The sequence below is a fragment of the Idiomarina sp. OXR-189 genome, assembly GCF_034373425.1.
Lineage (GTDB): Bacteria > Pseudomonadota > Gammaproteobacteria > Enterobacterales > Alteromonadaceae > Idiomarina > Idiomarina zobellii.
On record NZ_CP139706.1, the window covers coordinates 384,476 to 408,927 of the forward strand.

The following is a 24,452-nucleotide window of genomic DNA, read 5'->3' on the forward strand; positions in this document are numbered from 1 at the left end:
TCTGGTCCGGTCTTACACAGGACCGGACTTTCAACTTAAATTTGAGGATATATCATGTCTAAAGAAAAATTTGAACGTTCGAAGCCGCACGTAAACGTCGGCACCATTGGTCACGTTGACCACGGTAAAACTACCCTGACCGCTGCTATTACAACTGTTTTGGCAAAAGTATACGGTGGTGCGGCGAAAGACTTCGCAGCCATCGATAACGCGCCAGAAGAGAAAGAGCGTGGTATCACTATCTCAACTTCTCACGTTGAGTATGACACTCCAACTCGCCACTACGCACACGTAGACTGCCCAGGGCACGCTGACTATGTTAAAAACATGATCACTGGTGCTGCACAGATGGACGGCGCAATTCTGGTAGTAGCGGCAACTGACGGCCCAATGCCACAAACGCGTGAGCATATCCTGCTTTCACGTCAGGTTGGCGTACCTTACATCGTTGTCTTCATGAACAAATGTGACATGGTAGACGATGAAGAGCTGTTAGAGCTGGTAGAAATGGAAGTTCGTGAGTTGTTGTCAGAGTATGACTTCCCGGGCGACGACCTGCCAGTTATCCAGGGCTCAGCACTGAAAGCGCTGGAAGGCGACGAAGAGTGGGCGAAGAAAATTGTTGAGCTAGCAGATGCGCTTGATAACTACATCCCAGAGCCAGAGCGTGACATCGATAAGCCATTCATCATGCCAATCGAAGACGTATTCTCGATTTCAGGTCGTGGTACAGTTGTTACCGGTCGTGTAGAGCGCGGTATCATCAACACTGGCGACGAGTGTGAAATCGTTGGTATGAAAGAAACGACTAAGACGACTGTGACTGGTGTTGAAATGTTCCGTAAGCTGCTTGACGAAGGTCGTGCAGGTGAGAACATTGGCGCCTTGTTGCGTGGTACTAAGCGTGACGAAGTTGAGCGTGGCCAGGTATTGGCGAAGCCAGGTACAATTACTCCGCATACTAAGTTCGAAGCGGAAGTTTACGTACTGAGCAAAGACGAAGGTGGCCGTCACACGCCATTCTTCAAAGGCTATCGTCCACAGTTCTACTTCCGTACGACTGACGTAACGGGTGCAGTAGAATTGCCGGAAGGCGTAGAAATGGTTATGCCAGGCGACAACCTGAAATTCGTTGTAGAGCTGATTGCTCCAATCGCAATGGACGAAGGTTTGCGTTTCGCAATCCGTGAAGGTGGTCGTACTGTAGGTGCAGGCGTTGTATCTAAGATCCTAGACTAATACGGTTTAAGTATCGTATACAAAGCCCGGCTTTATGCCGGGCTTTTTTATGGCTGTTGAACGGCTTGTCTTTACAGTTCTTGACATTCAAGCCTCAAAAGTGAAAGATGAAATGTCATGATTTTCATCAATAACAGTAAAGTGTGGGGCTTTTGAGTCGTTTTTTACTGCTTTTCGCAGCATTACTCTGTAGTTTTCCTATAGCAGCACAGACAAAGGTCTATGTTGCCGCTTACGACTACCCGCCTTATTTTTCTGATGTTCTGGAAACCGACTTAACCCGCGAGCTAATTAACCGCCTTAATAATCATCAGAGCAATTACGAATTTGTGATTGAAGTGATACCACCTTCTGCGCGTTATGAAGCGCTAAGTAAGGGCGGTTGTTGCGATGTTATATTTTTCGAGTCACCGAGTTGGGGCTGGCAAGGCCGAGAAATAGAAGTTGACGCAACTTTCCCTTTAGTGAGAGGGAAAGAGCGGCTAGTTACAGCGCAAAAAGAGGGGCGTTCACAAGAATTTTTTAATAACTTTAAGGGTAAAAGCCTTGCCGGGGTAAAAGGTTATCACTATCTTATAGCCGGAGAACTCAAAGCCTCTAATGAGCTAAAAGATGATTATACTGTTTATCTAGCGGACTCAAGAATAACAAATATTCGAATGGTTCTAGGTGGACGGGTTGACTTAACAACGGTCAATGATGAGTTGCTTGCTGCTTTGGAAGGTTCACGTCAAATCAATATTGATAACTTATTACTTTCGGAAAAATCAGACTTCACGTATGAACTGCATTTATTGGTCGGTAACACCGGGAAAATTGAAGCCTCAACCTTACAGAGGCTTTTAAGTGAGTTAGGCAGAAAAGGGGAAATTGACCGGCTTTTTCGACGTTTCAATATGGAACGCTTTCAATTATATCGACCGTCCACAATTCGCTAAAGCTTAATAAACGCTTAAACCCAGTTTATTCGCAACTTCTCGCACCATAAACATACCGCGAGCGCTGTTGCCAAACTCGTTTAAGCGCGGACTCCAGGCTGAAATAACCCCAAAGTCAGGCACAATAGCGACTATACCACCGCCAACACCACTTTTCGCTGGCACGCCAACAGTAAATGCAAACTCACCACTTTGATCGTACATACCGCTGGTGGAAAGTAAGGCATTAATTCGTTGAGAATCACGCTTGGACATAATTTCTTTTTTAGAAAACGGGCAAACGCCGTCATTTGCTAAAAAAGTAAATGATCGTGCCAAATTTTCACACGACATCGACAGCGCACATTGCCAGAAATAGTGATCGAGCAGCTCTTCGACATCTGAGTCGATATTGCCAAAGCTTTTCATCAGGTGGGCTAAAGCGGCATTACGGTGTCCGTGATCTTTCTCCGACTCGTGAACTTCGTGATCCGCATAGACGTCTTCGTTACCACAGAGACTGCGCACCAAGCTAAGGACTGCATTCTTACTCGCAGAATAGTGGCTGACAAGTACGTCGCTGATTAAAATAGCACCGGCGTTAATCATTGGGTTACGAGGTATGCCTTTTTCCCATTCAAGCTGCACAATTGAATTAAAAGCCTGACCCGAAGGCTCCATTTTCACACGATCCCATAAGTCATCTCCAAGTCGCTCCATGGCCAGCATAAGACCGAAAATTTTTGAAACGGATTGAATAGAAAATTGGGTTTGGGTATCGCCAACAGTGAAAGTCTCACCGTCAAGCGTTGCCAGCGTCAGGGCGCACTGCTCAGGGTCAACCGCAGCAAGAGCGGGAATATAATCCGCCACCTTGCCGGTTTTTATTGTCATCGCCTGCTCGTAAATGTCCTGTAACAGGCGGGTTAAGTCGTCAGGCGCATGTATGTGCTGCCCGCCGCTGACTATATCACGCGTCAAGAGGGTGCTCCGGATGCGTTATTGTTGCAAGTCTTTCTCGTATATCCTGAGGTAGCTTCACTGAACACTCCTTCTGATAATCGAAATAAACTAACACCGACTTACCTTTAGCGCACAGTTTGTCTTTTTGCCAAACTTCGGTGGTAATATCAAACGAACTGCCGCCCATTCTGGTGACATAAGTATTTACTGTAACTGGGCTACCAAAGTAAATGGGAAACAAATAGTCCACTTCCAGTCGCGCCACGATTAAACTTTGGGTTTCCGGCGACATTTCACCGAAAAACTCGAATATCGGCAGCCGGCCGGTTTCAATCCAGCCGGGTATGACCGTGTTATTCACATGGCCTAGCGCATCGGTTTCATAAAATCGAACTTTAAAGTCTTCCGTTAACATACTGCTTCCTTTTAGTTTAGCATCGGCTTTAGAAAACGTGCCGTATGCGATTGTTTATTCTCACAAATAGCTTCTGGCGTGCCTTCGCAGAGTATTTCACCACCACCTGAGCCACCTTCGGGACCAAGATCAATAATCCAGTCGGCGGTCTTAATAACATCTAAGTTATGCTCAATAACAACAACGGTATTGCCATGGTCGCGTAAGCGATGAATCACGGCTAATAACTGTTTAATATCGTGGAAATGCAGACCGGTCGTTGGCTCATCCAGAATATACAATGTTTTACCAGTGTCTCGCTTGGACAGCTCACGCGACAGTTTGACGCGTTGCGCTTCACCGCCGGAGAGCGTCGTTGCCGACTGGCCTAAGCGTACGTAAGACAAACCAACATCCATGAGTGTTTGTAGTTTACGTGCTATTGCCGGAATTGGGTCGAAGAACTCACGAGCGTCTTCTATGGTCATTTCCAGCACTTCATGAATGTTTTTGCCTTTGTACTGAATTTCCAGCGTTTCACGGTTGTAGCGTTTGCCTTTACAAATATCGCAAGGTACGTAGACATCCGGCAAGAAGTGCATTTCAACTTTAATGACACCATCGCCTTGGCATGCCTCACAACGACCACCGCGGACGTTAAAGCTAAAACGGCCTGGTTTGTAGCCACGAGCCCGCGCTTCAGGAACACCAGCGAAAAGCTCGCGAATAGGCGTGAATATGCCGGTATAAGTTGCCGGGTTAGAGCGTGGTGTCCGACCAATCGGGCTTTGATCGATATCGACAACCTTATCTAAATACTGGAACCCATCGACACTTTCATAAGGTGACGGAACATCGGCTGTTGCGCCATTGAGTTCCCGGTGCGCAATTTTAAATAAGGTGTCATTGACCAGTGTTGATTTACCTGAGCCTGAGACCCCAGTCACACACGTCATAACGCCCAGCGGCAATGTCATAGTGACGTTTTTTAGGTTATTGCCACTGGCACCTTTTATCACCAGTTGGCGATCATCTGGCTTATGTCGCTCAGCAGGCACATCAATCACTTTACGACCAGACAAGTAGTCCCCGGTTAGCGAGTCCTTACTTTCAATAATGTCGTCAACGTTGCCCTGAGCGATAATCTCACCACCATGAACACCGGCGCCCGGACCTATATCAATGACATGATCAGACTGACGAATCGCGTCTTCATCGTGTTCTACGACAATAACCGTGTTACCTAAGTCCCGCAGGTGTGTCAGGGTATTTAACAAGCGTTCATTGTCGCGCTGATGCAACCCAATACTGGGCTCATCAAGAACATACATAACACCGACTAAGCCGGCACCAATTTGGCTGGCCAGACGGATACGTTGAGCTTCACCACCAGATAAGGTTTCCGCACTGCGCGACAAGCTCAGGTAATTAAGGCCTACGTTCACCAAAAAGCGCAGGCGGTCGTTAATTTCTTTAAGAATTTTCTCAGCTATTTGAGCACGCTGACCTTCCAAGTCTAACTGTTGGAAGAAGCTCATAGCGTCACCAATGGACTGCTCGACCACTTCTGGTAAGGTCACATTGTTAATAAATACGTGGCGAGCTTCGGTGCGTAGGCGCGTGCCATGACAACTTTTACAAGGTTGTGTTGCAACGTACTTCGACAACTCTTCACGAACTGCTTGAGACTCAGTTTCGCGATAGCGGCGCTGCATGTTTGGAATAATGCCTTCGAAGGCATGTTCGCGGACGACTTTATCGCCGCGGTCATTCATATAAGTAAATTTTATCTCTTCTTTTCCGCTGCCGAACAGAATGATATTCCGAATATCTTCCGGTAAGTCTTTAAAGGGCTCAGATAGCTTAAATCCATAATGCTTAGCCAGTGACTGCAGCATTTGGTAGTAATAAAAGTTACGTTTGTCCCAGCCACGAATAGCACCACCGGTTAAGGAAATCTCGTCGTTAACAATGACCTTTTTCGGGTCAAAAAACTGTTCAACGCCTAAACCGTCACAAGTGGTACAAGCCCCCGCTGGGTTATTGAATGAGAACAGGCGAGGTTCCAACTCCTGCATACTGTATCCGCAATGCGGACAGGCGAAGTTTGCTGAGAACACTAAGGTGTCTCCGTCGCCTTCCATAGGGGCAACCAGCGCAGTACCACCACTTAACTCTAAAGCGGTTTCAAAAGACTCGGCTAAGCGCTGCTCTAAACCTTCGCGAACTTTAAAGCGGTCAACAACCACTTCTATGGTATGCTTTTTCTGCAGTTCTAACGGCGGTGGATCACTTAAGTCGCAAATTTCACCGTCAATACGTGCGCGGATAAAGCCCTGTAACGCCAGGTTTTCTAAGACCTTTAAATGCTCGCCTTTGCGGTTTTGAATAATGGGCGCTAATAACATGCGCTTCTCGCCTTCTGGCGCATCAAGCACTTTGTCGACCATTTGCGAGACCGTTTGTGCAGCCAGTGCCACGTCATGCGTTGGACAGCGAGGCTCACCTACGCGTGCGTACATTAAGCGCAAATAGTCATAAATTTCGGTAATAGTACCCACAGTTGAGCGCGGGTTATGAGACGTCGACTTTTGCTCGATGGAAATAGCAGGAGACAGACCTTCAATGCTGTCTACATCGGGTTTTTCCATTAGCGATAAGAACTGGCGCGCGTAGGCCGACAATGACTCGACGTAACGGCGCTGACCCTCTGCATAGAGTGTATCGAAAGCTAACGACGACTTACCAGAGCCGGATAAGCCGGTGATGACAATAAGCTTGTCACGGGGTATCGTCAGATTGAAATTTTTCAGGTTGTGCGTTCGCGCACCGCGTACTTCAATGTTATCCATAATTCCCGTCTGTTTTTCAGCAAATCTTCAACTTGTAGGAAGTCGACGACAAAACGCTATTATCGCACAGTGTATGCCTTCTGGTACAATATCAGCATGATTCATTCTGATACTAGCGCAAACGCAGTAACATGACGCAACACTCGTTAAATAAGACCGAACGTAAAGCCGCATTCTCACTGGCATCCGTATTTGGTATACGGATGTTAGGGCTGTTTTTGATCATGCCGGTATTGGCGGTTTACGCACAAGCCTACCCGGATTATTCACCATTGCTTGTTGGTGTTGCATTAGGTGCTTATGGTCTGACCCAAGCGCTGCTGCAAATTCCATTAGGTATGGCGTCCGACCGTATCGGCCGAAAGCCCATTATTATTGGCGGTTTAGTGGTGTTCGTGCTGGGTAGTATTGTTGCAGCATTAGCCGATAGCCTGGTAATGGTGAGTGTTGGTCGAGCGCTGCAGGGCGTTGGTGCGATAGCTGCTGCTATTTTGGCGTTGGCGGCGGACTTATCGCGTGACGAGCAACGGCCGAAAGTCATGGCTATTATTGGTATGTGTATTGGTTTGGCGTTTGCCGTTTCTTTGGTTGTCGGGCCGCTGCTCGGCGGTGTTATTGGTTTGTCAGGGCTTTTCTGGTTTACCGCTGCAACCGGAGTGTTGGGTATTGTTGTGCTGGTTATGAGTGTGCCTAAAGTGGTAACAACCTCAGCGAGACGGGAGTCTCTGCCGGTGGCTTCCGAGCTGAAAAAGCTCTTAAAGCATAAACAGCTTTGGTGTCTGAACACGGGTATTTTTGTTCTGCACGCTATTTTAACAGCTTGGTTTGTGACTATTCCCACACAACTGCAAAGCGCAGGGTTTGAGAGTCAAACACACGCTTGGTTTTATTTACCAACGCTTGCTGCATCGGTTGTATTAATGGTGCCTATGATTATTCGAAGTGCCCGAAATAATAGCTCAGTCCAGTGGTTACGAGCATCTATCGCTATACTCATTATTTCGCTGGCGACGTTTTTTTACGCCGGTGAGTCAGCCGTTTGGTTGGTCGCAGCGTTAGTCGTATTTTTTACAGGCTTTAATTTTATTGAAGCTAGCTTACCTTCTTTGTTAACCCGCATAGCTCCCGCAGGTAGCAAGGGTAGCGCCAGTGGCATTTATTCAACCAGCCAGTTTTTAGGGGCGTTTGTTGGTGGTGTTGCAGGCGGTTGGGTCTTACAAAACTATCAGACATCGGGCATTGTGATATTCTGTTTGATCTTGCTACTATGTTGGTTTGTTATCAGCTTCCTGATGAAGAACCCGGAAAGCGTCACCAGCTTGTCGGTAGCAACCCCAAACTTGACGAAAGACAAAGCGATACGTTTAAGTGAGCAGTTACTAACCATTACGGGTGTAAAAGAAGCTCGCTGGGTCGAAGACGATCAGGCAACTTATTTAAAAGTCGATAAAAAAGCGTACGATGAAAAAGCAGTGAATGAACTGCTTAGTGCATTAAGAACAGGAGAGTGAAATGGCCAGCCGCGGTGTGAATAAAGTTATTTTGATTGGTAATCTGGGTGCAGATCCCGAAGTGCGTTATACCCAGAACAGCACGGCGATAGCCAATTTATCGATTGCGACCAGTGAAACCTGGAAAGACAAGCAAACCGGAGAGCCACGCGAGCAAACCGAATGGCACCGTTGTGTGGCGTATCGCCGTTTGGCAGAAATTGCTGGTGAGTACCTTAAGAAAGGTTCTAAAGTTTATGTTGAAGGGCGCTTGCAGACACGCAAGTGGACTGGACAGGACAATGTAGAGCGTTACACGACTGAAATCGTTATAAACGAAATGCAGATGCTTGACTCACGCGGAGGTCCTCAAGGTGGCCCTCAAGGCGGACCTGCTCAAGGTCAGGGTTATGGCGGTGGTCAACAAGGTAACTATGGCGGCCAACAGCAACAACAACGTCCGGCACCACAGCCGTCTCAACAGAGTCAGCAGCCGCAACAGAAACCGGCTGAGCCGGCACCGTTCTCACCGGACACCGACTTTGACGATGACATTCCATTCTAACGGGAAACAAAAATTAATAGGTAGACATCTAATAAAGAAAGGCTCCCTGCGGAGCCTTTTTGTTAAGGTTTTATTACGCTTTCCTTGTCAGCGCATTGTTTTCCCTCTAAATTTGTCAGTATGAAACTGACAATACAACTTCTGCTTACCTTAGTTATATCACTCGCATTGACGACAGGCGTTTATGCGCAGGACAACTCTATCTCTTTAGAAGAACTAGAGCAGTTGCCGCCTATTCCGGCTGAGTACGGTACGCTGAGTTACCTTGAAAAAGTCAACTGGCTGAATGAACGACTGAATGAAGACATCAATGTTGTAGAAGAATACCGATTGCAACGTATGCTCGCATTTGAATATGACGACAACGGCGAGCCAACGTTAACCAATTCAATTTGTGAGTCTCATCCACCTCAAAGCTTTGACTTTTATTATCGCTATACTTGTTTAGCGGTAGACGACCTTAGTTACGAGCAACGAATTTCCAAACTATTTGAGCTGCACGAAAAGCTTCTTGAAGAAGGATGGGTGGAATTTGCGGTGTCAGTTCTAGCTGAAATTGGTTGGATGCAGTCGAGTAGCGGTAATATTAAGCAAGCCTTTCAGAGTTTTGAACAAGCATTATCACTTGCGAAAGACCAACGTGTACCTTGGCTCGTGTTAAACGGTGTCATGCAGGATACCGCTACGCTTTATATTATGTACGGTGACGCGAACTATCGGCAAAAAGGTATGCAACTGCACAAGCATATCCTGGAGCGGACAAAGGCATTAAGGGACGATAACCAGCTACCGCCTGAGCACGCACAAAACACCATTGATTTAACGTACTTTAACCTCGGTGTAGCCAATGCATTGCATGAACGAGACTATGAAAAAGCCTTAGACTGGCTTGGAAAAGTTAATTTGGAACAAGCTGTACAGGCGAAGTCTGCTTTGGTTTTTTCTGCGTTATCCGCAGTTGAATTAGGTAAGGCAGAATTAGCGGCTAATTACCTTGACCAATCCGCACAGCTTGAAGATCAAGACCCCGTTGTTGAACGGTACCTGGCTTGTTATCAACAGTTGGTCAATCATAAGTTGAATAATCAAGATGACGTGCCCGCCTGCCATAACCTGCACCCGGACACTCAATTAGAAGTGAAGCTGGATGTCTATAAGCGGATGTCCGAGTTGGAAAGCTCAGATCTTCGGATTGAAGGGCATGAGAATTTTTACCAGTTGTACAAAAGCACACTGCAAAATCAGTTAAAGCAAAGCAGTAGCGCTATGGCGTCGAGTGCAGAGCTCAGTCGCTTGCAGCTCGAGTCAGAGTTACAGAAAGATTTGCTGGAAAAAGAAGAGCTCTTAAAAGATGCAGAGCGCGAACGACGTGAGACCCAGTCGAATCTTATGTATGCCATTATCGCTATTTTTATACTAGTGGTGGTTTTCGGTTTATTGCAGATACGGCAGAAGCTGCGCCAGGCCAAACGGTTTAAAGCGCTCAGCCAGAGGGACTCTCTTACCGGACTACATAATCGGCTTTATTTCGAAGGCCGTATACAGCGCGAGCTAGACGCTGTTAACTTAGCGAATCGCGAAGAAGACAATAAGCGCCTTGCGGTGTATCTGTTCGATATTGATTACTTCAAAAAGCTGAATGACTCTTATGGTCATGACATTGGCGATGAGGTGTTAAAAGAATTTGCCCGCCGCGTCACGCACGCACTAAGAGAGCGGGATATGCTTGTACGCTGGGGTGGAGAAGAGTTCCTTGTGGTTGCAAAAGTCGATGACGAGGATGACTTTCACAATATTGCTCAGCGCATTCACAAGGCAGTTACGCAAAAGCCGTTTATTCTGCCAAATGGTTTAGAGTTACCTGTTACTTGTACGGTCGGTGGGGTCATTTGTCCGTACTTGACCGATATTGACCAGGTACCGCATTGGCGAACCCTGGTGCAATTGGCTGATACAGCTATGTATTATGGCAAGTCACAAGGTCGTAATAGGTGGGTTTGCATTAACGAAATACCCACGAAAGAGGTGGAAGAAAAGGTGCTTAACGAAGGATTCAAAAGCCTTGATAAGCACCAGGGTGTGAAACTGAAAACATCAAACGACCAGTAACTCGTTAATCGTTTAAACCAAACTGCTCGACCACCTTGTCAAAATACGCCAGGTTCTGCTTGGCGTATTTACGCTTCTCAACATAACGGCCTGGGAAAAAGTTCTTTTTAAAGCCGTAAGCGACAATATCCTTTAAGCGTTTTAACGAAATATCGAAGTTATCCAGTGCTAGTTGGTACTCGTTAGTCACTGTTGTGCGTGACACCAAACGGTTGTCGGTACAAATAATGGTGGCTAAGCGATTATCCAGCATGTGCTTGAAGTTGTGGTTTTTGATATCGCCAATTGCTGGGTTTGTCTGCAGGTTACTGGTCAGGCAAACCTCAACCGCAATGCGTCGATCAGCAATATAAGATGCCAAACTCTCACCGTAGGCTTTGGGGTCCTCAATGGTCGGATCCTCGGTCATTTCTGGCGAGAACAATGAATATCCGTGCCCCAATCGGTCTGCATGACATTTGGTTAACGCTTCAAAGATACTCTCCGCGCCATAAGCTTCACCCGCATGCACGGTTTTCAGTAAAAAGTTCTCGTGCGCGTATTCATACACCTCTTTAAATTCACCGGCGGGGTAACCAATTTCCTGACCGGCAATGTCCAGTCCAACTATCGGCATACCTTCTTCGTCGCGCATGCGAACGCTGGCGCGCACTAAATCCATTGCTGCCGTTTTAATCACTTGCATCGGTTCAAAGTCGCGCATCAACTGAAATATTTGTGTGTAATAGGGCGAAAATCCCTTTTTGCCGAACATGCGCATGGCGCAGTTAATAATGCCGTAGTCAAACGGAGGCTTATCGCCGTTTTTAACGTCCGAACGATTGTTGTACTCTTTCTTCGCCCGCGATAAGCCGTCATTAACTACGTGCATAATGGTATCGAAGGTAACGCCCTTACTCGGATCCATCAGTAGCTGCGGCGCAAACCGAACCTCTATGTAATTAACGCCTTCTTCCTGATTATCAACCGCCAATTCATAAGAGGCTTGCTCTAAGTTTTCGAGGTCACGCAGTACCGCGCAGGTGTACTGAAAGCCATTGAGGTATTCGCCCAAATTGTTGTAGTGCGACTTAAAGACTTTTTCGAACAGACCTTCTTCGGTGTAGCTAGGGAGTTCAATGTCGGCACGTTTGGCCATATCTATCAGGCTATTGGCGCGCAAGCTGCCGTCTAAGTGCAAGTGTAAGTCGGCCTTTGGAATCGCTTTGATAAATTCGGGGGAATAGTGCATTGGGAGAACTCCTGAATTGCGTTGCTTTGTCCCATTTTGGCATAAAATCGTGGTAATCTCTGCATCAATTACTACTGCTTTAAAAATAACAAGAACAGAAATGGCTTCACTTTATTTCACCTATTCCGCTATGAATGCGGGCAAAAGTACATCCTTACTGCAGGTTGCGCATAATTACGAAGAGCGTGAGCAGCATGTGTTGCTAATGACGCCGGCAGTCGATGATCGCGCGGGGCATGGCAAAATTGCATCGCGCTTAGGCATCGACCGCAAAGCACTGTCTTTTACCCACAAGTGCGACTTAACCGAGCTTGTTCGGCAGGAGCATAAGCGTAAAGCTATTGATTGCGTCTTGATTGACGAAGCCCAGTTTTTAACCGAGCAACAAGTTTGGCAGTTGACGACTCTGACTGATACCGACGACATTCCAGTTATGTGTTATGGCATCCGTACCGATGCCTTTGGCAGCGCATTTCCGGGCAGTGCTGTGTTGTTGGCCGTTGCCGACAAGCTTGTGGAGATGAAAACCATTTGCCATTGTGGGCGCAAAGCTACGATGTCGTTGCGCGTCGACGAACAGGGAAATGCAGTGCGCATGGGGCAGCAAATAGCCATAGGCGGTAACGACCGCTATGTGTCTTGTTGCCGAAAACATTGGAAAGAGGCTATGCAGCTGCGCTAACAAGCGACTGAATAATACGCTACAATAGGGCATCATTTTTCAGTGGCGTATGACTATGCAAACTTTCACAATTCCAACCCCCGATGACTGGCACTTGCACCTACGTGACGAGGCGATGTTAGCAACAACGGTACCGGCTTCTGCGGCGGTATTTAACCGCGCGGTTATTATGCCGAACTTGGTTCCGCCGGTAACCACTGTCGAAGCAGCTATGGCGTACCGCCAGCGCATTTTACAGCAGCTACCTGAAACCTACCGTTTTCAGCCGATGATGGCGCTATACCTTACCGCTGACACTACACCTGAACTGGTTGCCGAAGCGGCTGCCAACGAGCATATCATTGGCTTTAAACTGTATCCGTCCGGGGCAACAACAAACTCCGCAGCCGGAGTTAAGTCGGTTGATGCGCTGGCGCCAGTGCTAGAAGCCATGCAGCAACACGAGGTGCCGCTGCTGGTGCACGGAGAGGTAACAGACGCTGACGTGGATATTTTCGACCGTGAGAAAGTCTTTATTGACCGCCACTTACGTCCTATTACGGAAAAATTCCCGACTTTGCGTTTGGTACTCGAGCATATAACAACGGCAGACGCTGTTGCCTTTGTTGAAGAGTCCTCTGAGTATGTGGCTGCGACAATGACACCACAGCACTTGCTGATGAACCGCAACGACTTATTGGTTGGAGGCGTGCGCCCTCACAATTATTGCCTGCCCATTTTAAAACGTCGCTCTCATCAAATGGAGCTGCAAAGAGCCGCCCTGTCGGGTAATCCGAAGTTTTTTTTAGGAACCGACTCTGCGCCACATACACAAGACAAAAAAGAAACAGCATGTGGTTGTGCGGGCTGTTATTCCGCACCTGCGGCTATTGAGCTCTACGCTGAGTTTTTCGATGCGCATGGTGCGCTGGATAAACTGGCCGATTTCGCCAGTGGTTTTGGTGCAGACTTTTACCGTATGCCAAGAAATACCAGCGAATTGACTCTTGTGAAAGAGCCTTGGCAGGTGCCAGCAACGGTAGATACTGCAAACGGACCTATGGTGCCGTATTGGTCGGGTGAACCACTTAACTGGAAGGTTCAGCGCTAAGAGTGAAAGAGCCCATAGAAATATGGGTTATGATATTAGTTATATTTGAGTGTTTAAAGCGCATTTTATAATGTGCTTTGCAAAGATTCTGATAAGATGCTTTAAAAATAATAAAAAGGTGTTGCCGGGTGTTTGGATTTAAGCAACAGAAAAAAAATGCTCATCACGTTTGCTTCCAAATTACGCAAAAAAGTGTGCGTTTATTAGTCGCAAAGAGTTACGCTGGAAAGTGTGAGCTCATTGTGAACGATCAAGAAGACGCGCAGCCCGGCAACCTCATTGAAAAAGCGGCTCATATTCTAAAAAAATACAAACGGCTGTCATTGAAAGATGCCTCCGTGACACTGGTATTGGGAACTGACTGTTATGAATCTGTGCTAGTTGACCGCCCCATGGTCGACCCGGAAGAAATTGCAGAGAGCCTGAAATATAGTTTAGATGATCTCGTGTCTTTATCAGCAGACGATATTATCGCGGACTACTACGAGTTTCCGGAACAACCAACGGGACAGGATAAAGTCGTGGCGGTGGCGGCGAGTAAGCAGTTGCTCAAACCATGGGTCGACTTTTTGGAAGACAATGACTTGTCATTGGCGGCTATTACTGTATCTGAGCTGACATTACCGAGCCTGATTAAGCCGGCCTCTTATCCTGAAATGGTCATTTACCAAACTCAGGAAAAGCAGTATTTGGCTCAAATTTACACCTCGAAAGGACTGCTGTTTACCCGTATTTTGCGCGGCGTTGCCGCAATAGATAGGTACACCGAAGAAGAAATAGAAGCAGGCGCGCTGGAGCCATTAGCGACGGAGTTACAGCGGTCAGTCGACTACTTTGAAAGTCATTTACGACAAGCGCCAATAAAACATATCCATATTGCTATTGAGCACGTGAAACAAGATGTCGTAGCAATGAGTTTGGCGCAAATGCTGGCCGTAGAGTGCAGTGTTTATCATTATCCACAGTGGTCACAAGAATTAATAGAGGGTGACTTTACTGACTTGCCAGGTTTAGCTGTATTCGAGGAGTTACCGCAATGAAGCAAAGCGTTAACTTATATCGTGGTGACTTAGTCCCTGTTAATCAGCGCCTAACCCTGGGTAAGTTAACCGTGGGGTTAGTGGTTATTGCGGTAGTGATTCTTGCTTTAGCGACTATTGCGGGGTGGCAACAAAGCCAGGCTCAAGCTAAGAATGAAAGGCTGACCGAGCAGTTAAACACCGCCAATAACCAATTAACGTCGTTGCGAGACCGTTTAAGTAACCGTAAACAAAGCCCCGATTTGGTTGCTAAGAAAACGGAATTACAAACCTATATTCAAGACGCAAGAACGTTTCGACAAAGTATTAGTGACTTTGAAACGTCGGCTTCGTCTGCGGTGGCTTCTTTATTGAGAGAGTTGTCAGAAATCACTCCGCAGGGTATTTGGCTGGAAAACTTCGGACTTAATGGCGAAAAGATTTACTTGCAAGGTTACGCAACCGACACAGAAAAGTTAGTGTGGTGGATGGATAAATTTGAACAGTCTGAGCTATTGGCCAGTAAACGTTTTGCGGTCGTTGAACTGTCACGTAGTGAAGAAGGCTATCAGTCTTTTCAGTTACGCACAGAAAGACTTGAGGAAACTTCAGAAGAATGAGTCGTTGGCAGCAGTTTGAAGATAATTTTGGAGCACTTCCGGCGCGGCAGCGGGTGATGATAGCTATTGCGGCGGTTCTGATTATTGTGCTGCCAATGTTCAGTTATGTGATTATGCCTGACTTAGAGAATGCATCGGCACTGAACACTGAAAACCAGCGTTTAACTCAACAAATTGAGCAGGTCAATGCCGCTGTAGAAGAGCTGAAAGCGGAGTTCGATAAAGATATTAACGAACCTTTGCGCCAGGAAATAAAGCAGCTTCGTGTGTCTGCTAATGACGCACAACAGTCCATTGAGCGTAGCGAAGCACTGCAAGAAGTTGCACAGAGAAAGGCGTTTTTAAATACGGTTTTAAATACGTCAAAGTCTTTAAAAATGCAGACTTTAACAGCCAAAGAGCCGCGTAAAGTCTTTGAAACGGGCAGCATTGCTTTATATGAGCACGCCGTTGAAGCGACGTTCGCAGGTACTTACTTTGAAACCCTGGCGTTTGTCAGAGAACTGCAGAACAAGCATCCCAATGTCATTTGGGCACATTTTGATTATCAGGTGCAAAGCTATCCGCAGGGACAAGTGACTCTGGAATGGCATTTGCTCAGTACTGATAAGGAGTTTATCAGTGGTTAGATGGTTATGCGTTATTTTGACCTTGACCGTGGGCGCAACTGCTAGTGCGTTTGCTCAGGAAAACGATCCAACACGACCGCCTGTGGATGCGGTAACGCCTGTGTCATCGGCTGAAGCTGCTGATATTCAGCTGTCGCAGATAATTTACTCGGACTTGAAGAAGCTGGCGTTAATAAATGATAAACGCGTAAAAGAAGGCGATAGAGTGGGTGGTTTTACGGTGTCAGAAATTTTACCGAATAAAGTGTATTTAAACCGAAGTGGTGAGCGTATTACTTTAAGTGTTTTTCAGCCGCTAACGGAATTGAAGTCGGGAGCTGAACAATGAGAATACTATTGCTGGTAGTGGTGCTGGGAGTTGTCTTAACGGGGTGTGCGTATCAACCCGGTTATACTCCGAATAAAGAAAAAGAAGCAATGACCCCCGACAATGCAACGAATGAAGCTGCGCCTGAACGATCCGGAGGTATGCCTGCAGCTGTCAGTGATTACTTGCGTCAGGACGTTAGCGCACAAGAGCAGCAGGGTATTGAGCTTTTAGAAGAAGACCGCTTTGTACTGCAGGCGGAAGACATTGATGCGAAACAGTTCTTTTATGGATTAGCAGCTGACACGCCTTATAACATGCTGGTGCACCCGGACGTTTCGGGCAGCATTTCACTGAGTCTAAAAGACGTAACACTGAATGAAGCGCTGAGCGCCGTTCAGGATATTTACGGCTTTGAAATTCGCCGTCAGGGACGAACTATTCAGGTGTACCCGGCGGGTGTGCGAACCAAAACATTCTCTCTTGATTACTTATCGCTAAAACGCTTTGGTATGTCGCAGACCGAAATTTCAGGCGGCGGCGTGAGCGAAGAGCGTGACAATAATCGCTTCGGAGGAAACAACCGTAATAATTCAAGCGCCGTAAATTCTAACGGAACACCACTATTCGGTGACGAAAACGGGAATTACAACCGAACAAGTCAGCAGCTACAAGGTAACGGCTCTAGCATCAATACCCAGTCTGAAACAGACTTATGGGGCGACTTGAAAGAAGTGATAGAGGGTATTATTGGTGGTGGCAATGTTGTTTTATCACCGCAGGCGGGCATCGTCAGTGTTACGGCGTCGCCGGATAAATTACGAGCGGTGGGTGACTTTATTGAAACCCTTGAAAGCCGCTTACAACGCCAGGTGATATTGGAAGCTCGCATTATTGAAGTAACCCTTAATGACGGTTATCAGCAGGGCATTAATTGGAGTGATTTGGCTTCAGGGAATGCAGGTTTTGACGTTGAATTTAATGGTGTTACTCCAAGTAATGCAACGTCGGCAGCTATCGGTGGTTTGTTTGGTCTTAGCTACAGTGACGAAGCGAATGGCTTTAACGGCATGATAGAAATGCTGCAAACTCAGGGAACTGTACAAGTACTGTCTAATCCCCGTGTAAGTGCATCGAACAACCAAAAAGCGGTTATTAAAATTGGTGAAGATGAGTATTACGTAACCAACGTAGATTCCACGACGAATCTTGCTGGCGGAACCGGTGCAGCTGTGTCCAACTCCAATGTCGACTTAACACCGTTCTTTTCAGGGATCTCGTTAGATGTCACCCCGCAAATTAGTGATGACGGCGAAGTCATTCTTCATGTGCATCCATCGGTTGTTGAAACAGAAGAGCAGCAAAAGGTCATTACTTTAACAGACGGAGAACTCGTATTGCCGCTGGCGCGTAGTAATATTCGCGAGTCGGATACTATCGTTAAGGCGCGTAATGGCGAAATTGTTGTACTGGGTGGATTAATGCAAACCGTGAACTCGGAAGAAGTCGGAAAAGTGCCACTTCTGGGCGATATCCCGCTGTTGGGTGAGCTTTTCACGAATCGTCGTAATCGTCAGGAGAAAAAAGAGTTGGTTATTCTGTTGAAGCCAACTGTTGTTGGCGTTGACACTTGGCGTGATGAGCTAAAACGTTCCCGAGAACTGTTGAATGAATGGTTCCCGGATATTGAGCAATAGCGAGTATGTACCTTTACCACTACGGCTTACGTGAACTGCCTTTTACTATAACGCCGAACACGCAGTTCTATTACGATCTCAAAAGTCACCATGAGGCTTTTGAGGTGGTTTTAACTGCGCTCAAAACCGGTGAGGGATTTATAAAAATCACCGGCGAAGTGGGCACCGGAAAAACCTTATTGTGTCGGCGCTTGCTTAATGAAATGCCGGACTTCTTCAAAGCCGCTTATGTTCCGGACTCGTACCTTGACCCTGCCGAGCTTAGGTTGGCAATTGCACAAGAGCTCGATGTAGAGACCGACAAGCTCGGTAATCAGCAGCAGTTAGCCAGAGCATTACAGCAGCGGTTATTGGATATCAGCAAAAGTGACCAGTCAGTGGTTATCATTATCGACGAAGCGCAGGCACTGCCGGAAGAAAGCCTCGAAGCATTAAGGCTATTGTCGAACTTAGAAACAGAGCGCCGGAAACTGGTACATATTGTTTTATTAGGTCAGCCGGAACTCGACGAACGCTTATCTCAAAAAGCTTTTCGGCAACTGCGTCAACGTATCAGCTTTTCCCATAAGCTAACGGCGATGAACGCGGATGAAACAGCGGACTATATTGCGCACCGCATGCAGGTTGCGGGCTACAAAGGTACGCCAATTTTTAACTGGAACTTAATTAAACACATTCATCGGTGTAGCCGCGGAGTGCCACGGTTAGTGAATATGTTGTGCCATAAAATGATGCTACTGGCCTACGGCGAGGGGCGTCATAAATTGACAAGTCGTGACCTTAGGTTCGCTGTGAAAGACACGGAAGACACTCGTCTAGAGTCCGGGCGTTGGCTGCCTTTAAGTATTGGTATTGCGGCAATTTGCCTGTTAATCGCGGTCATGGGCTACTGGCAAATTACTGAGGGTGGGCTATGAGTTTAATTAATAAAGTCCTGAAAGACCTCGATAAGCGCGGGCAGGAACCATTCGACCGTGACGCAGGCGGTACTGCTGTTGAACGCTCGGAGCCGAAATCGAAGTTGCCTTGGGTCATACTTGCACTTGCTATTGGGGGGATATCGCTCGGGGCTGCATTTTGGCCAGCGAACGATAACCAGACAATGACGGTTTATGAAGGGGTGCAATCGCCTCAGCCTGAAGCGGCTCAACAGAAGTCGACGCAGTCGCAAAGCCAGCTAGCTGAAACCAGCCCACGTGAGGACAAGGTTAACCCTAATCTCGGTGAGCCTGAAAGGGTTAGCGGTGAGAGTCGGGCTTTAGCGAGCCGAACAGTCACCCCAGATGAAACAAGTTCAGTGGATAAAGCGAATGAGGTTAAAGAACCTGCGCCTAAGCAAACCAAACAATTAGCAGAAGCACCAATAGAAAAAGAGCCGGCGCAGGCAGAGAAAAGTAATACGGACAATGACGGCGTCTTTGTGAAGAAGTCCGTTGAATTAGCGCCTGAAGAGATCGCACAACAAAACATTGAAAAAGCGGAAAAAGCACAGCAGCAGGGGCGTTTGACCCAAGCGGAAGAATACTGGCGTCAAGCGCTAGCGGTAACACCGGACAATAAGCGAGTGCGTAAGCAATTGGCGGCTTTACAATACGGTCGTAATAAGGTGACTGATGCGTTGGCAACGTTGGAAGTCGGTTTTCAGCGCGACAGAACAGATACCGATTTTAGGATGCTGAGTGCGCGTATTTTGGAGCGTGAAGCAAGACCTGGTGCGGCGCTAAACGTCTTGTTAAAGAGCTGGCCTAGCGCGGATAAAAAGCCAGGCTACTCGCAAAAAATTGCTTTGTTGGCGCAAGACACAGGTAATTATGAAGTGGCAGAAACAGCCTATACACGGCTGATAGAAGCGCAGCCCACTGAAGGCCGTTGGTATGTTGGTAAGGCGCTCGCACAAGAGCAACAGGGGAGTAACGCCGCTTTAAGTACTTACCAGCAGGCGCTTCAACGCGTGACTCATGAGCCGACCCGGCAATTTATCGAACAAAAAATAGCTGCGTTGTCAGCACAAGCAAATTCAGCAGGTAAGCCATGAAACGTCCTCGCCTCAAAATGCGGTTGGGTGATTTACTCGTTCATGAGCAAATCATCAGCGAGAAAGAGCTGGAGACAGCACTGGAGAAGCAACGCGAAACCGGGCGTAAGCTCGGTGCGACGCTAATCGACCTTGGCTATATTACCGAGCAGCAACTGTTGGAGTTTCTGGCGCAACAGTTAAAACTGCCGTTGTTGAGTATTACCGAGCGACGTATTCCCCCAGAGGCTTTTAAGCTTTTACCGGAAGTGCAGGCTCGTCGCCACCGTGCGTTAGTTATTGAAGCAGACGACAGTGAAGCCCTAGTCGGAATGAGTGATCCGGCGGACTTATCGTCTATTGATGCTATAAACCAATTGTTGGCACCGCGGCAGGTTGAGTTGGCTGTTGTGCCTGAAGGTGAACTGTTAACCGCGTTCGATAACCTTTATCGCCGCACAAAAGAAATAGAAACCTTTGCCAGCCAGCTGCAGGATGAGTACGAAGAAACCTCTGAGTTTGAACTAGGCCAACTCAGCCTGGACGAAGAGGGTGAAGAAGCAACCGTAGCCAAGCTATTGCAGTCTGTTTTTGAAGATGCAGTTCAGGTTCGGGCATCGGATATTCATATAGAACCCGATGAAAACAAATTGCGTATCCGCCAGCGTATAGACGGTGTGCTGCAGGAAAACGTACTTGATGAAACGAATATAGCCAATGCGCTGGTGCTGCGGTTAAAACTGATGGCGGGGCTGGATATTTCCGAACGTCGTTTGCCTCAGGACGGTCGCTTCAACATGAAAATTCGCAAGCACAATATTGATGTGCGTGTGTCGACCATGCCGACTCAATATGGTGAGTCATGCGTCATGCGTTTGTTGGATCAGTCCGCGGGATTGTTGTCGCTGGAGCAAACCGGTATGCCAGACAATATCTTGAAGCGGGTACGGTCGTTAATTAAGCGTCCCCACGGCATGTTGCTGGTGACTGGGCCTACAGGCTCGGGTAAAACAACCACGCTTTATGGTGCGCTCAGCGAGCTGAATACGGAAGCGAAAAAAGTCATTACGGTCGAAGACCCGGTGGAGTATCGGTTGCCCCGTATTTCACAGGTTCAGGTGAACAACAAGATAGGCCTCGACTTTGCACGAGTGCTAAGAACCACCTTGCGTCAGGACCCCGACATTATCATGGTGGGTGAGATGCGCGACCATGAAACCGTAGAAATAGGGCTGCGAGGCTCTATCACCGGGCACTTGGTTCTATCGACGTTGCACACCAATGACGCCATAACCAGTGCCATGCGATTAATTGATATGGGAGCCCCGTCTTACCTGGTAGCCGCAGCGCTACGCGGCATATTAGCACAGCGTTTGGTGCGTCGAGTCTGCGAAAAGTGTGAGCAAAGCTATCAGCCGGATGAGGCTGAACAACAGTGGTTGGAGCACCTTCTTGAAGGTAGTAGCGAGTTTGAGTTTAAGCATGGCGTAGGCTGTCAGAACTGTAACCATACCGGCTATCACGGACGTATTGGTGTGTTTGAGCTTCTCGAGATGAATGGCGAAATGATGGATGCGCTGCGCGACAACGACACCAGAGCCTTTGCCCACGCGGCTAAAAAGCATCCGGGGTATCAGTCGATGGCGTCTGTTGCATTAGAATACGCGCGCCAGGGCGTGACTACCGTCGAGGAAGTCTTGTTCCTGGCGGAAAGTGTTGAGGACAACATTTAATGCAGTTTCGTTACCGAGCCCGCGACAAACAAGGTCAGTTGCAAACTGGCGCGGTGGAAGCCGGTGACGAGCGCAGTGCAGCCGATACGTTAATGAAACGCGGCTTAACGCCAATAGCCATAGACCGAAGTGCGCCAACGAGCGCGGCGCTTCCGGGCTGGGACAACATAAAGGCAAAGGTTGCTGATACCTTGCAACCTAAAGTTTCACTCGAAGAGCTTATTATATTTTGTCGACAAATGTACTCGTTGACGCAGGCGGGCATTCCCATGCTTCGTGCTATAGAGGGGCTGGGAGACACCACGCAAAATAAACGTTTGCGAAAGGCACTGAAAGACATTCACGAACAGCTCGAGCGTGGCCGAAATTTGTCGGCAGCCATGGCTAAGCATAAAGGCATTTTCCCAAGGCTTATTATTGCTATTGTCCATGTCGGTGAAAACACTGGCCAATTGGAAGAGTCGTTTCAGCAGTTAGCGGTCTATTTAGAAAACGAGCAAGACACCCGTAAGCGTATTAAAGCAGCAACGCGTTATCCCAGCTTTGTGCTTATCGCTTTGGTGGTGGCAATGTTTGTATTGAACATTTTCGTTATCCCCACGTTTGCGTCTATGTTTGAACGTTTTAATGTGGAGCTGCCCTGGGCAACTCGAGCCCTGCTAGGGTCCTCCCAGTTTTTTGTTGCCTATTGGCCATTGTTGCTGGCGCTTATGGTCGGCGCTTTTTTCGGTTTGCGGTATTACAAAGAAACCCCGCCCGGACGACTTATGTGGGACACGTTAAAACTGAAAGTGCCGGTTATTGGGTCTATTTTACGCCGCGCCATGCTCGGACGTTTTGCACGAAGCTTTTCTGTCATGCTGGGAGCGGGCGTACCACTAACACAAGCTCTGTCGTTGGTTGCGGAAGCTGTTGATAATGCCTGGATGGAAAATCGAGTGATTGAAATGCGTCGAGGTATTGAGCGCGGTGAGAATTTGTCGCGGGTGGCTAAACAGTCAAACTTGTTTACGCCCTTGATCTTGCAGATGATTTCGGTCGGTGAAGAAACCGGGCGTGTGGATACTTTGCTGTTGGAAGTCGCTGAGTATTATGAGCGCGAAACAGACTATGATCTGAAGACCTTAACAGCGCGTATTGAGCCGCTGATGATAGCCGTTGTAGCGGTGATGGTGCTGATACTGGCACTAGGTATTTTCACGCCAATGTGGGACATGATGAGTGCCTACCAGGGGCGTTAATAATGACGGCAAACGACGTTGAAGAGCGGAAAGGTCTGCGGCGACTGCAAAATGTGCTGGTCGTAGCGGTGTTTTTGGTTCTGTCAGCGGTTGCTGTGAGAATGCTGCTTATTGACGAGCCACAGCACTGGCGGGAAACAGAGAAAGACGTCGCGCTGTCGACATTTTCAGAAGCCGTCAGTTTGGTTCGGGCAGAATGGTTGCGCCAAGGAAAGCCCAAGACAGTGGCTTTATTTGAACATGCTGATTCGCCGGCAGGTTTTATTAAGGTGAATGATAAAGGATGGCCGTCGGTTGATAATGATTGCTTGGGCTTGTGGCGTAAGTTAGGTGGCGAAATACCCGCTAGTGCGCTAAGTGCGAGAAAAGATGAAAATCGCTGTTACTTTGCCATTAATGAGAAACCATGGTTTCGGTTTGATGCAGATCAAGGACGCATACAGCGAGAAAAACGCCGGTAGGCATTGTTGACAACTTGTTATAAAATGGATTTACAGAGGCTAATTATGAGTGGATACATGCACAATAGACAGAAGAAACAACAGGGTTTCACCATTATAGAGTTGATTATTGTCGTGGTGATTCTCGGCTTATTGGCCGCGGCGGCTATTCCGCGCTTTACAGATGTTTCTTCCGATGCCGAAGACGCCGCCCTAGAAGGCGTAGCTGGTGGTTTTGCCAGTGCCGTTGGTATTGTGCGTGGAGAATGGGAGCTGAGCGGGCGTCCTAAAGGAGCGGCCTCTAACGGCGCTGGCGCCGAAGTGTCTATGGACCAGGTATTGCTGTATGTCGACGGCAATACCGGGTACCCCGTTAGTGGCGATAATAACGCTGCGCACGATGAAAATATTCAGGCAGCTGACTGTGCGAGTATCATGCAATCGATCTTGCAGGGCGCACCGACAGTGTCAGAAGACTTTGCTAATCTGGAAGAAACACGTTACTTCACCTATGTAACGCAAGACTCCACAACGGGCAATGATATGTGTGTTTACTATTTGGCGAACACCATAAAAAATGAAGCGAATGCGCCATCTGGTGATGATTATCTGACACTGGGCAACGCTTTCGTTTATAATCCACGTAATGGCGGCGTGAGTATTCACAGCAACAACCAATAATTTTTTTAAATCACAACTGAGAGTTTTAATTATGCGCAATCAAAAAGGTTTTACTCTGATCGAACTGATCATTGTCATTGTAGTTTTGGGGATTTTGGCCGTAACCGCCGCACCTCAGTTTATTAATTTTTCAACAGATGCTCGTACTTCTACTATCGAAGGGTTAAAAGGAGCAGCTAAGGGAGCAAGCCAAACGGTTTACGCCAAATCTTTAGTTGCAGGCACAGACGATGAAGCTAGCGGCTCTATTACTGACCCTGCGGTGGATACGGTATATGGTTATCCAGCTGCTACAGCTGCAGGAATTTACGCCGCGCTTGACGTTGATAGTGCAGATTGGGGAAATGTAGTTGCTGCTAGCTGGAGTGGCAATACTGCGGTTACAGATGGCGACCTAGTGATTTTTCCTGCAGATTTAACAACAAGCGCTGACGGTAGCACGGATTCAGAGTGCTACCTGTATTACACAGCTGCAGCGGATGAAGATACAAAACCAGTTATTGGTACTGTAACGACTGGCTGCTAATTCGATCTTAGGA

Annotated in this window: 23 protein-coding genes; 19 read left to right on the forward strand and 4 right to left on the reverse strand. The window is 47.6% G+C overall.

Annotated elements, in window-relative coordinates:
• Positions 1-54 precede the first annotated feature (54 nt).
• Positions 55-1,239: an elongation factor Tu gene (gene tuf / locus UM402_RS01865; protein ID WP_053953113.1), complete on the forward strand. Its 1,185-nt coding sequence runs from the start codon at positions 55-57 to the stop codon at positions 1,237-1,239.
• Positions 1,240-1,391: 152 nt separating this feature from the next.
• On the forward strand, positions 1,392-2,177 hold the full coding sequence (locus tag UM402_RS01870; RefSeq protein ID WP_416182883.1) for an amino acid ABC transporter substrate-binding protein: 786 nt from the start codon (positions 1,392-1,394) through the stop codon (positions 2,175-2,177).
• A gap of 3 nt (positions 2,178-2,180) precedes the next feature.
• On the opposite strand, the gene glsA is transcribed toward UM402_RS01870, so the two are convergent.
• From glsA to uvrA, 3 genes are read right to left on the reverse strand one after another with little or no spacing between them, the layout of a single operon-like run.
• Complete coding sequence (glsA, locus tag UM402_RS01875; RefSeq protein WP_058576746.1) at positions 2,181-3,137, reverse strand: glutaminase A; 957 nt, start codon at positions 3,135-3,137, stop codon at positions 2,181-2,183.
• Positions 3,127-3,534 (reverse strand): acyl-CoA thioesterase, encoded by a 408-nt coding sequence (locus tag UM402_RS01880; RefSeq protein ID WP_058576747.1) that lies wholly within the window; start codon positions 3,532-3,534, stop codon positions 3,127-3,129. Before UM402_RS01880 ends, glsA begins: the two co-directional genes overlap by 11 nt.
• An 11-nt stretch (positions 3,535-3,545) precedes the next feature.
• On the reverse strand, positions 3,546-6,365 hold the full coding sequence (gene uvrA, locus UM402_RS01885) for an excinuclease ABC subunit UvrA (RefSeq protein ID WP_058576748.1): 2,820 nt from the start codon (positions 6,363-6,365) through the stop codon (positions 3,546-3,548).
• Positions 6,366-6,496: 131 nt separating this feature from the next.
• On the opposite strand from uvrA, the gene UM402_RS01890 reads away from it, so the two are divergent.
• From UM402_RS01890 to UM402_RS01900, 3 genes are all read left to right on the forward strand, one after another.
• Positions 6,497-7,876 (forward strand): MFS transporter, encoded by a 1,380-nt coding sequence (locus UM402_RS01890; protein WP_058576749.1) that lies wholly within the window; start codon positions 6,497-6,499, stop codon positions 7,874-7,876.
• A gap of 1 nt (position 7,877) precedes the next feature.
• The gene (gene ssb, locus UM402_RS01895) at positions 7,878-8,420 is read left to right on the forward strand and encodes a single-stranded DNA-binding protein (protein ID WP_053953107.1); all 543 of its coding nucleotides are present in this window, start codon (positions 7,878-7,880) and stop codon (positions 8,418-8,420) included.
• A 120-nt stretch (positions 8,421-8,540) separates the two neighbouring features.
• Complete coding sequence (locus UM402_RS01900) at positions 8,541-10,529, forward strand: GGDEF domain-containing protein (protein WP_058576750.1); 1,989 nt, start codon at positions 8,541-8,543, stop codon at positions 10,527-10,529.
• Between the two features lie 4 nt (positions 10,530-10,533).
• Here the strand turns inward: UM402_RS01900 and UM402_RS01905 are convergent, their stop codons facing one another.
• A complete protein-coding gene (locus UM402_RS01905) occupies positions 10,534-11,760 on the reverse strand; it encodes an adenosine deaminase family protein (protein ID WP_058576751.1) in 1,227 nt (408 codons plus the stop codon).
• Between the two features lie 100 nt (positions 11,761-11,860).
• On the opposite strand from UM402_RS01905, the gene UM402_RS01910 reads away from it, so the two are divergent.
• From UM402_RS01910 to UM402_RS01975, 14 genes are all read left to right on the forward strand, one after another.
• On the forward strand, positions 11,861-12,442 hold the full coding sequence (locus UM402_RS01910) for a thymidine kinase (protein WP_058576752.1): 582 nt from the start codon (positions 11,861-11,863) through the stop codon (positions 12,440-12,442).
• A gap of 55 nt (positions 12,443-12,497) precedes the next feature.
• Positions 12,498-13,532, forward strand: coding sequence for a dihydroorotase (gene pyrC, locus UM402_RS01915; protein WP_058576753.1), 1,035 nt, complete (start codon positions 12,498-12,500; stop codon positions 13,530-13,532).
• A 242-nt stretch (positions 13,533-13,774) separates the two neighbouring features.
• Positions 13,775-14,572: a Type II secretory pathway component gene (locus tag UM402_RS01920; RefSeq protein WP_322295431.1), complete on the forward strand. Its 798-nt coding sequence runs from the start codon at positions 13,775-13,777 to the stop codon at positions 14,570-14,572.
• The gene (locus tag UM402_RS01925) at positions 14,569-15,171 is read left to right on the forward strand and encodes a PilN domain-containing protein (protein ID WP_058576755.1); all 603 of its coding nucleotides are present in this window, start codon (positions 14,569-14,571) and stop codon (positions 15,169-15,171) included. Before UM402_RS01920 ends, UM402_RS01925 begins: the two co-directional genes overlap by 4 nt.
• Positions 15,168-15,800 carry a hypothetical protein gene (locus UM402_RS01930; RefSeq protein WP_058576756.1) on the forward strand — a complete coding sequence of 211 codons (633 nt, stop codon included), beginning with the start codon at positions 15,168-15,170 and terminating at the stop codon, positions 15,798-15,800. The genes UM402_RS01925 and UM402_RS01930 overlap by 4 nt, the downstream gene beginning before the upstream one ends.
• On the forward strand, positions 15,793-16,128 hold the full coding sequence (locus UM402_RS01935) for a general secretion pathway protein GspB (protein WP_058576757.1): 336 nt from the start codon (positions 15,793-15,795) through the stop codon (positions 16,126-16,128). Before UM402_RS01930 ends, UM402_RS01935 begins: the two co-directional genes overlap by 8 nt.
• Positions 16,125-17,804 carry a pilus (MSHA type) biogenesis protein MshL gene (gene mshL / locus UM402_RS01940; RefSeq protein WP_058576758.1) on the forward strand — a complete coding sequence of 560 codons (1,680 nt, stop codon included), beginning with the start codon at positions 16,125-16,127 and terminating at the stop codon, positions 17,802-17,804. The genes UM402_RS01935 and mshL overlap by 4 nt, the downstream gene beginning before the upstream one ends.
• 5 nt (positions 17,805-17,809) lie before the next feature.
• Positions 17,810-18,721, forward strand: coding sequence for an ExeA family protein (locus UM402_RS01945; protein ID WP_053953097.1), 912 nt, complete (start codon positions 17,810-17,812; stop codon positions 18,719-18,721).
• Positions 18,718-19,839 (forward strand): tetratricopeptide repeat protein, encoded by a 1,122-nt coding sequence (locus UM402_RS01950; protein WP_058576759.1) that lies wholly within the window; start codon positions 18,718-18,720, stop codon positions 19,837-19,839. Before UM402_RS01945 ends, UM402_RS01950 begins: the two co-directional genes overlap by 4 nt.
• Entirely contained in the window at positions 19,836-21,551 is a 1,716-nt protein-coding gene (locus tag UM402_RS01955) for a GspE/PulE family protein (RefSeq protein WP_058576760.1), read from the forward strand. The genes UM402_RS01950 and UM402_RS01955 overlap by 4 nt, the downstream gene beginning before the upstream one ends.
• Positions 21,551-22,792, forward strand: a complete 1,242-nt coding sequence (locus tag UM402_RS01960) for a type II secretion system F family protein (RefSeq protein WP_058576761.1) — start codon at positions 21,551-21,553, stop codon at positions 22,790-22,792. Before UM402_RS01955 ends, UM402_RS01960 begins: the two co-directional genes overlap by 1 nt.
• Before the next feature lie 2 nt (positions 22,793-22,794).
• Positions 22,795-23,253, forward strand: coding sequence for a hypothetical protein (locus UM402_RS01965; RefSeq protein WP_058576762.1), 459 nt, complete (start codon positions 22,795-22,797; stop codon positions 23,251-23,253).
• Positions 23,254-23,298: 45 nt separating this feature from the next.
• The gene (locus tag UM402_RS01970) at positions 23,299-23,913 is read left to right on the forward strand and encodes a prepilin-type N-terminal cleavage/methylation domain-containing protein (protein WP_322295432.1); all 615 of its coding nucleotides are present in this window, start codon (positions 23,299-23,301) and stop codon (positions 23,911-23,913) included.
• Between the two features lie 31 nt (positions 23,914-23,944).
• Complete coding sequence (locus UM402_RS01975) at positions 23,945-24,439, forward strand: type II secretion system protein (protein WP_058576764.1); 495 nt, start codon at positions 23,945-23,947, stop codon at positions 24,437-24,439.
• Positions 24,440-24,452: the final 13 nt, after the last annotated feature.